This window comes from Sphingomonas sp. (assembly GCF_025353885.1).
Lineage (GTDB): Bacteria > Pseudomonadota > Alphaproteobacteria > Sphingomonadales > Sphingomonadaceae > Sphingomonas_O.
Genome location: NZ_JANXNX010000031.1, coordinates 1 through 8,967, shown reverse-complemented (window position 1 = coordinate 8,967; position 8,967 = coordinate 1). Strand labels below are relative to the sequence as shown.

The window sequence follows — 8,967 nt, the reverse complement described above, 5'->3', positions numbered from 1 at the left end:
CGTCTGAAGGAAGCTGCCGAGAAGGCGAAGATCGAGCTGTCGTCAGCCCAGACCACTGAAGTGAACCTGCCGTTCATCACCGCCGACGCCACCGGGCCAAAGCATCTGGTGAAGGCAATCACGCGGTCCGACTTGGAAAAGCTGGTCGAAAGCCTGATCACGCGCACGCTGGAGCCCTGCAAAAAGGCGCTGGCCGATGCCGGGCTGAAGGCTGACGCGATCGATGAGGTTGTCCTCGTTGGTGGCATGACCCGCATGCCGCGCGTCCGCGATGTCGTGAAGAACTTTTTCGGCAAGGAGCCGCACACGGGCGTCAATCCGGATGAGGTCGTGGCGATGGGCGCTGCCATCCAGGCAGGCGTTTTGCAGGGCGACGTCAAGGACGTGCTGCTGCTGGACGTGACGCCCTTGTCGCTCGGCATCGAGACGCTCGGCGGTGTGTTCACCCGCATGATCGACCGAAATACCACGATTCCGACCAAGAAGTCGCAGACCTATTCGACGGCCGATGACAACCAGGGCGCGGTGACGATCCGGGTGTTCCAGGGCGAGCGCGAGATGGCGGCCGACAACAAGTCGCTCGGCCAGTTCGATCTGGTCGGGATCCCGCCAGCCCCACGCGGCGTTCCGCAGATCGAGGTCACGTTCGACATCGACGCCAACGGCATCGTCAATGTCAGCGCCAAGGACAAGGGCACCGGCAAGGAGCAGCAGATCAAAATTCAGGCTTCGGGCGGCTTGTCCGATGCCGACATCGACCAGATGGTTCGCGATGCCGAACAGTTTGCCGACGAGGACAAAAAGCGCCGAGCGGAGGCCGAAGCCAAGAATAATGCGGAAAGTCTGATCCACACGACTGAGCGCCAGCTTGCCGACAATGGCGACAAGATCGACGAGGCGCTGAAGACCGAGATCGAGACGGCGGTTGCCGACACCAAGACGGCCGTCGAAAGCGGCGATGTCCAGGCGATGACGGAAAAGGCGCAGGCCTTGGCGACGGTTGCGATGAAGATGGGCCAGGCGATCTATGAGAAGGAGCAGGCGTCACAGGCCTCTCCTCAGGCCGACACCGCCGCTGCCGCTGACGATGGCGTGGTCGATGCCGAGTTCTCCGAAGTCGACGAGAATAAGGGCTGAGCAAAGTGACGCTTCCCTTGATCCCGGGCATTGCCGAGGGATCGAGGGACGTCGCCCGGGGGCATTATGTCTGACGATTTTTACGAACTACTCGAAGTAGAGCGCACCGCCGACGACGGGACGATCAAGTCGTCCTATCGCCGCCTCGCTATGCGATTTCATCCCGACAAAAACCCTGGCTGCAATCAATCAGAAGGAAAGTTCAAGGCGATATCCGAAGCCTATGAATGTCTGAAGGATCCGCAGAAGCGGGCAGCCTATGACCGATATGGCAAGGCGGCTTTTGAAAACGGCGGCGGCGCTCAGGACTTCGGTGGGTTTGCCGACATTTTTGACAATATTTTTGGGGGCGGTCGCGGGCGTCAGTCTGGACCGCAGCGCGGGGCGGACCTGCGCTACGACATGGAAATCACGCTTGAAAATGCGTTCCATGGCAAGGCGACTGAAATTACCGTCGAGGTTTCGGCGCTTTGCGAACCATGTAGCGGTTCGGGCGCTAAGCCGGGCACGTCGGCGAACACCTGCACGACCTGTAACGGCCACGGCAAGGTTCGCGCGCAGCAGGGTTTCTTTGTCGTCGAGCGCGCGTGCCCAACGTGCCACGGTGCGGGCAAGGTCATCCCCGACTCGTGCACGTCGTGCCGGGGCGAGGGTCGCGTCGACAAACAGAAGACGTTGTCGGTCAACGTTCCCGCCGGAGTCGACGAGGGAACGCGCATCCGTTTGACTGGGGAAGGTGAAGCTGGCGCACGGGGCGCGCCTTCGGGCGACCTGTATATTTTCCTGCACGTTACTCGACACGCTATTTTCGAACGGGAGGGCACGACCCTATTCGCCCGTACACCGATCAGTTTCACGACGGCGGCACTGGGAGGCAGCATCGGTATTCCGGGACTTGATGGCGAATATCACGACATTCGCATCCCGGCGGGCATCCAGTCCGGCAAGCAGTTGCGCCAGCGCGGTGCCGGCATGCCAGTGCTGAACGGACGCGGCAGCGGCGACCTGGTGATCCAGGTCGAAGTTGAGACACCGACGAAGCTGAATGCCAAGCAGAAGGAACTGCTCGAGGCGTTTCGCGAAACCGAGACCGGCGAGGAATGTCCGAAGTCGACAAAGTTTTTCGACAAGCTACGCTCGGTCTTCGACGATATTATCTGAGATTGCATCGATCATACGACAATCACCCGCCCCGGGTATTCCCGGGACGGGCTGAATGCCCGGATGCTGATGTTAGGCTACGGTAATCGTAGCAATGACCAGCATCGAGGCGATGATCGTTGCAGCGCCAAAGGCCGCAAATTCGAAAATGCGCATGATGAAGGCTTCCTTTTTGTCGGAAATGAGTCCGACCTCAACGCCGCCCTTAATGCCTAACGATTAAGCAACAATTGCTGCGCTGCACAATCTCTAGGCTTGCGACATAAAATCTCAACCGCAACGATTGCAGGAGTGAGTGCAGTTTTTGCAACTACTCTTCAAAAACCCGCGCAAAAATGGTATCTACGTGGCGAAAGTGATACCCCAGGTCGAACTTGTCTTCGAGTTCGGCGTTTGACAGATAACCGGTAACTTCACCATCGTCTTTGAGCAGTTGCAGCAAGGATTGCTCGCCATCTGACTCCCAGACTCTCATCGCATTGCGCTGCACGGCCTTATAGGCAACCTCGCGGCTCATCCCAGCCTGGGTCAATGCCAGCAGCACACGCTGTGAGTGGACCAAACCACCCATTCGATCGAGATTCCTCTGCATTCGCGCGGGGTAAACCAGCAGCTTGTCGATCACGCCGGTCAACCTGACCAGCGCGAAGTCGAGCGTGATCGTGGCGTCGGGTCCGATCATGCGCTCAACACTCGAATGCGAGATGTCGCGTTCGTGCCATAGCGCGACGTTTTCCAGGGCGGGTACGACCGCGCTGCGCACCATGCGGGCCAACCCAGTCAGGTTTTCGGTCAGGATCGGGTTGCGCTTGTGCGGCATGGCCGACGAACCCTTTTGACCCGGCGCGAAATATTCTTCAGCTTCAAGCACTTCGGTGCGCTGCAGATGACGGATTTCGATCGACAGCCGCTCGACCGACGACGCGATCACGCCCAGCGTGGCAAAGAACATGGCGTGACGGTCGCGTGGGATGACCTGTGTAGAAACCGGCTCGACCGTCAGGCCCATCTTTTCCGCGACATGCGCCTCGACGCGCGGGTCGATATTGGCGAACGTCCCGACAGCGCCCGAAATCGCACAGGTCGCGATATCCGCGCGGGCCAGTACGAGGCGCGCGCGGTTGCGGGCGAATTCGGCATAGGCCTGCGCCAGTTTCAGCCCGAACGTCACCGGTTCGGCATGAATACCGTGGCTGCGGCCGATTGTGGGGGTCATCTTGTGTTCGAACGCGCGCCGCTTCAAAACGACGAGCAGCGCATCCAGATCGGCAATCATGATGTCCGACGCGCGCGCCAATTGGACCGACAGGCAGGTATCGAGGACGTCGGAACTGGTCATGCCCTGGTGCAGGAAGCGGGCCTCTTCACCAACATGTTCGGCGACATTGGTCAGGAAGGCGATCACGTCATGCTTGGTCTCGCGCTCAATCTCGTCGATTCGATCGACTTCGAAAGCGCCCTTTTCCCAGACCGCCTTTGCGGAAGAATGCGGGACGACGCCCAGTTCTGCCATCGCGTCGAGGGCATGGGCCTCAATTTCGAACCAGATGCGAAAACGGGATTCGGCGGACCAGAGGGCCACCATTTCAGGACGGGAATATCGTTCTATCATGATTGGGCTGCTTAGCAGGGACGAACCGACCCGACAACGCGCCGGGGCGAGCAACGCGATGATTAGCGGTTGGTTGACCTAACGAATGGTCCGATGGCCATGTCGTTTGCTTGGAAATACGGAGAAATACGATGAAGAAGCTTATGATCGCGCTTGGTGCAGTTGCCCTCGCAACGCCCGCGCTGGCCCAAATGACGACGCCTGCGGTTCCTCCCACACCTTCTGCTCCGGTCACGGCGGGGACGACAATGGCACCGCCAACAGCGGTCGCTCCTGCCAGCCCGGCAGCGATCATCGCCACAGAATTTCCGACCTACGACAAAGACTCTAATGGAACCCTGAATGCGGCGGAATTCGACGGTTGGATGATCGCATTGAAAGACAAGTCGGGTGCGCCTGCCATGAAACCCGCCGAGAGAAAAGCTTGGCTTGATGGCGCCTTCGCAACGGCTGACAAGGACAAGAACAAGTCTGTTAGCCAGGCCGAGTTGACAACCTACCTTACTGCCGGAGCGTAAGACTTCGGGTCGCAAGGAACGGGTTCTGCGAAAGCGGGGCCCGTTTTTTTCGCCTGCACTGCACGAGGATGCTACATCAAACCCAGTGCGCGCAAACTCGCATGGCCTTGCGTCCCGACGATGATATGGTCGTGGACCGAAACGTTCAGACGGCGACCAGCCTCAACGATGTCGCGCGTCAACTGGATGTCTGCGCGGCTCGGCTGCGGATCACCGCTCGGATGGTTGTGGACAAGAATGATGCTTGCCGAGCCAAGGTCGATTGCCCGGCGAATCACTTCGCGGACGGGGACCGCGGCTTGGTCGATCGATCCCTCAGCCATCACTTCGTCGCGGATCAGCATATTTTTTGAATTCAGATGCAAGATGCGAACGCGCTCGATGCCCAGATACGCCATATCGGCGCGCAGATAGTCGAGTAGCGCCTGCCAGCTGGACAGGACAGGCTTCGCAATGATTTCCGCTCGCAGCAGCCTGAGCGCGGTTGCCTGGACGATCTTTATGGCTGCCACCGCTGTTTCGCCGACGCCATCGATCCGCAGCAGCGCCTGGGCGTCGGCCGAAATCAGGTTGCCGATTCCGCCGAATTCGCGAAGCAGGGCCTTGGCCAGCGGCTTGGTGTCGCGGCGTGGGATTGCGAGCGCCAGCAGATATTCGATCAGCTCGTGATCGAGCAACGCATCGCCGCCCTGTTCGATCAATCGACCCCGCAGTCGCGCGCGGTGACCGACGGCGTCGGTGCCGCTGACATCTGGTTGGGCTTCGGCCATGGCATCGCCTACGGTGGCGGGGCCGCTGGCGCAATTGCGCTTGATGCCGGTCACCAAAGCGGGTTGTAAAACGTTGATGATGAGGATGAGCGACTTTCAAGCAGAATCATGCGCGGCATAACCCGGCGGCGGGCTGCCGTGACCGGGGTCGTGATCGTCGTGCTGGCGGGGGTGGGAGCGTGGCACCAGCGTCGGTTGCTTGCCGATGGTGCGATAGCCGATGCGCTGACGGCGCGCGGCGTCCGGGCAAGCTATCGTGTCGCCGGCATTGGCCTGCGATGGGAGCGGCTGGAGAACATTGTCATTGGCGATCCGCGCGCGCCCGACCTGATTGCCGACTGGGCGGAAATCAGGGTCGTGCCAACATTTGGCGGCCTCACAGCAACCGCCATCCGCGCCCACGGGGTCAGGCTGCGCGGTCGGCTGGTCGGGGGAAAGGTCAGCTTCGGTGCGCTTGAACGGTTGATCCCGGCATCGACCGGTGGTCCGTTCACCCTTCCTGATCTGGCCGTCGACCTCTCCGACGCGCGGATCGCGCTGGCGACGCGCTATGGTGACATCGGCGCGCGGCTCGATGGCAAGGGCAATCTGGCGAAGGGATTTACCGGTAAGCTTGCAGCGATCGCGCCGACGCTGGCGATTGGCGGTTGCCGGGCCGAGCGCGCGACGCTCTATGTCGATCTCACCATCGCCAATCGCCGCCCGACGGTGGCCGGGCCGCTGCGGGCCAGTGGCGTGACTTGCGGGACATCGCGCTTTGCCAGCCCCGCACTGGAGTTGAAGGTCGCGCTGTCCGAAGCGCTCGACCATTGGCAGGGGACGAGTGCGGTGGCGTTCGGTTCGTTGTCGAGCGGCGCGGGGACGATGGCGGGGCTGACCGGTTGGCTCGCTTTCGCTGGAGACGCCCGCGAGACCAAGGGCACTGCGCAGGTTGGTTTAGTATCAGCTTTACACCCGATGAGCCATGCGACGGGTTTGACGCTGGACGGCAAATTCGCGGTGCGGGGGGGGGATGTCGATACGCAGGGCACCGTCAAGGCGGCACGGGTGGTGGTGGATCGCCCGATCGACCTGTCGGCGCGGGCGGTGGCGGGACCCCCGGTCGGGCCGCTGATCACCAAACTGAACGAGGTGATGGACCGGGCGGGACGGAATCTCGCGGTCACCGCCGACGTGGCCGCGCGGGTGCGGGGTGCGCAATTTTCGGCGATCCTGACGACGGCCGATGTCTCGACGGCGCAGGGAATGAAGCTGCACGTCGGGGGCGGGCGGGGGGTTGGCTATGGCCCCGGGGGGATCTTTGCCGACACGGGGGCAACCCTGGCGGGGGGTGGATTTCCGTCGATCGTGGCGAATATGAGAAGGTCCGAAAGCGGGGAAACACAAGGGGTTGTGCGTGTTTCCCCTTATACGGCGGGAAGCGCGCGACTGGTGCTGGCGCCGGTGCGGTTCGAGATTGCCGGCAATGGTGCGGCACGGGTGCAGACGACAGCGCTGATCGATGGGCCGGTCGGTGATGGGCGGGTCGGCGGGCTGCGGCTGCCGGTGGCGCTCACAGTAGCACGGGGCGGCACGATCGCCCTTAATCCTGGCTGCACCCGGACCTCGTTCCAGACGCTGGCGGTTACGGGACTTAGCCTCGCCCCGGCGTCGTTCAATCTGTGCGCAAAGTCGGGCGCGCTGGTCAGCGTTACCAACGGCAGAACCGGGGGCGGGGCCGTGATCATCGCACCGCGCCTGACCGGGCGATTGGGCGCGGCCCCGATTGCCATCACCGCGGCGCGCGCCGCCCTGGCGCTGGGCAACAATCGCTTTGCCGTCGGTGACCTGAAGGTGCGACTGGGCACAGCGGACCGGATCACCCGGCTCGACCTAACCCAACTAGCCGGAACGATGTCGGCAGGCGGCATTGCGGGGTCGTTCGGCGGGCTGTCGGGCAAGATTGCCAATGTGCCCCTGCTGATCGATGCAGGGGCAGGGGGCTGGACGTTCCGGCGTGGCGTGTTGACGCTGGATGGCAAGGCCCGCGTGGCGGACGAAGCGCAGCCTGCCCGGTTCAATCCGATGAGTGCCGAGGCTGTGAAGCTGCGGCTAGCCGATAACCGGATCACCATGACAGGGACGCTGCACGAGCCATTGACGCACACGCAAGTCGCGGCGGTCACGATCCAACATGACCTGACGCGCGGCACCGGCGACGCCAAACTCGACGTCGCCCGGCTGACGTTCGGCAAATCGCTCCAGCCCGAGAAACTGACCTCGCTGACCCTCGGCGTCGTCGCCAACGTGGTGGGCAGCGTGACCGGCCAGGGTCTGATCCGCTGGACCCCGGCAGGCGTCACCAGCACCGGCACTTTCGGCACCAGCGGGCTGGACCTGGCCGCTGCATTCGGACCGGTGACGGGCGCGGCGGGACAGATCGTGTTTACCGACCTGCTGGGCCTCGTTACCGCGCCGGGGCAAACCTTGTCGATCGCCGTCGTTAACCCCGGCATCCCCGTTCCCGATGGCCGGGTAAGCTATCACCTTGCCGCCGGGCAGCGCATCGTCGTGGAGGGCGGGCGCTGGCCGTTTGCCGGCGGGGCGCTCATCCTGGATCCTACGGTGCTGGACATGGGCGTTACCAAGGAGCGACGGCTGACCTTTCGCGTCGAGCGGCTGGATGCGGCCAAATTCATCGAGCAGCTGAAATTCGAGAACCTGTCGGCGACGGGTATTTTCGACGGGGCGATGCCGATGATCTTCGACGACCAGGGCGGACGGATCGTCGGTGGCAAGGTGACAGCGCGCGCCGGGGGCGGCACATTGTCCTACGTCGGCGACATTTCGAACGCCAAGATGAACGTCTTTGCCAAACTCGCCTTCGATGCGCTGAAATCGATTCGCTACAACAATCTGTCGATCGAGATGGATGGCGCCCTGGACGGCGAGATCATTAGCAAGGTCAATTTTCGGGGCGTAAACGAGGCTCCGCAGACCGAAAAACGCAGTTATCTGGCGCGCAAGTTCAGCAACCTGCCGTTTATCTTTAACATCACGATTCGCGCGCCTTTTCGTGGATTGTTGAACACCGCGCGCACGCTGCAAGACCCCAGCGCGCTGTTGCAGGGACTGCCCCTGCGCGGCCCGCAACCTCCAGTGCCGCAACCGCCTGTGCCGCCAACCAATACACAGGCTGCACCGATTATTCAGCCACCAGCAAGCGGGAAACGTCCATGATCGCCAGCAGATTGACGAACAGCATCCCCGGGTGCGAGGGCAGGGCCATGAAAAATGCCATGATCATCGCCATTGGGCTGCTGCCGTCGATCTGCCTGTCGGGATGTATCAACATCAAGGCACCCGACAAGCCGATCGAGATTAATCTGAACGTGAGTATCAAGCAGGAAGTCGTCGTCAAGCTTCAGAAGGACGCGCAAGACCTGATCACCAGTAACCCGGAGTTGTTCCCGCAATGACACGCAAATTCCTGATTATCGCCGCCGCTCTTGCCGTTTCCGCCGGGGCCGCTGGGATCGCTTACGCACAAGCCGCCGGTGTCACCGCCGCGCTGAGCGCGGGCACGGTTGCCGAGCAAGCCGATGGGTATCTGGGCGTGACCGGTGGCGTGTCGGGCGGCGTCAAAGCCGAGGTCGAGGCGATCAACATCAAGCGCCGTGCGGCCTATACCCAGTTGGCCGCGCAGAAGGGCGTCACGGTCAAGGACGTCGCGGCGGCCGTCGGGTGCACGACCTTGAAGAAGCGCGGGGCGGCTTTGCCGGCATATTGC

General features: G+C 62.2%; 8 protein-coding genes. 6 read left to right on the top strand and 2 right to left on the bottom strand.

Annotation, left to right across the window (positions count from 1 at the left end; genetic code table 11):
- A partial coding sequence (locus tag Q0R02_RS03485; RefSeq protein WP_293880899.1) for an Hsp70 family protein occupies positions 1-1,137 on the top strand: 1,137 nt, incomplete at its 5' end.
- 66 nt (positions 1,138-1,203) lie between these two features.
- Complete coding sequence (dnaJ, locus tag Q0R02_RS03480) at positions 1,204-2,298, top strand: molecular chaperone DnaJ (protein ID WP_293880897.1); 1,095 nt, start codon at positions 1,204-1,206, stop codon at positions 2,296-2,298.
- 310 nt (positions 2,299-2,608) lie between these two features.
- Here dnaJ and purB read toward each other — a convergent pair whose 3' ends face one another.
- Positions 2,609-3,910, bottom strand: coding sequence for an adenylosuccinate lyase (gene purB / locus Q0R02_RS03475; RefSeq protein ID WP_293880895.1), 1,302 nt, complete (start codon positions 3,908-3,910; stop codon positions 2,609-2,611).
- A 131-nt stretch (positions 3,911-4,041) separates the two neighbouring features.
- Between purB and Q0R02_RS03470 the strand changes: the two genes are divergently transcribed.
- Positions 4,042-4,428: an EF-hand domain-containing protein gene (locus Q0R02_RS03470; protein WP_293880893.1), complete on the top strand. Its 387-nt coding sequence runs from the start codon at positions 4,042-4,044 to the stop codon at positions 4,426-4,428.
- 71 nt (positions 4,429-4,499) lie between these two features.
- Here the strand turns inward: Q0R02_RS03470 and radC are convergent, their stop codons facing one another.
- Positions 4,500-5,198 carry a DNA repair protein RadC gene (gene radC, locus Q0R02_RS03465; RefSeq protein WP_293880891.1) on the bottom strand — a complete coding sequence of 233 codons (699 nt, stop codon included), beginning with the start codon at positions 5,196-5,198 and terminating at the stop codon, positions 4,500-4,502.
- Between the two features lie 108 nt (positions 5,199-5,306).
- Here radC and Q0R02_RS03460 point away from each other — a divergent pair, with 108 nt between their 5' ends.
- From Q0R02_RS03460 to Q0R02_RS03450, 3 genes are all read left to right on the top strand, one after another.
- Positions 5,307-8,417: a YdbH domain-containing protein gene (locus Q0R02_RS03460; RefSeq protein WP_293880889.1), complete on the top strand. Its 3,111-nt coding sequence runs from the start codon at positions 5,307-5,309 to the stop codon at positions 8,415-8,417.
- Between the two features lie 47 nt (positions 8,418-8,464).
- A complete protein-coding gene (locus tag Q0R02_RS03455) occupies positions 8,465-8,656 on the top strand; it encodes a YnbE family lipoprotein (RefSeq protein WP_293880887.1) in 192 nt (63 codons plus the stop codon).
- On the top strand, positions 8,653-8,967 hold a 315-nt coding region (locus Q0R02_RS03450), incomplete at its 3' end, for a DUF1318 domain-containing protein (protein WP_293880885.1). The genes Q0R02_RS03455 and Q0R02_RS03450, both read left to right, overlap by 4 nt.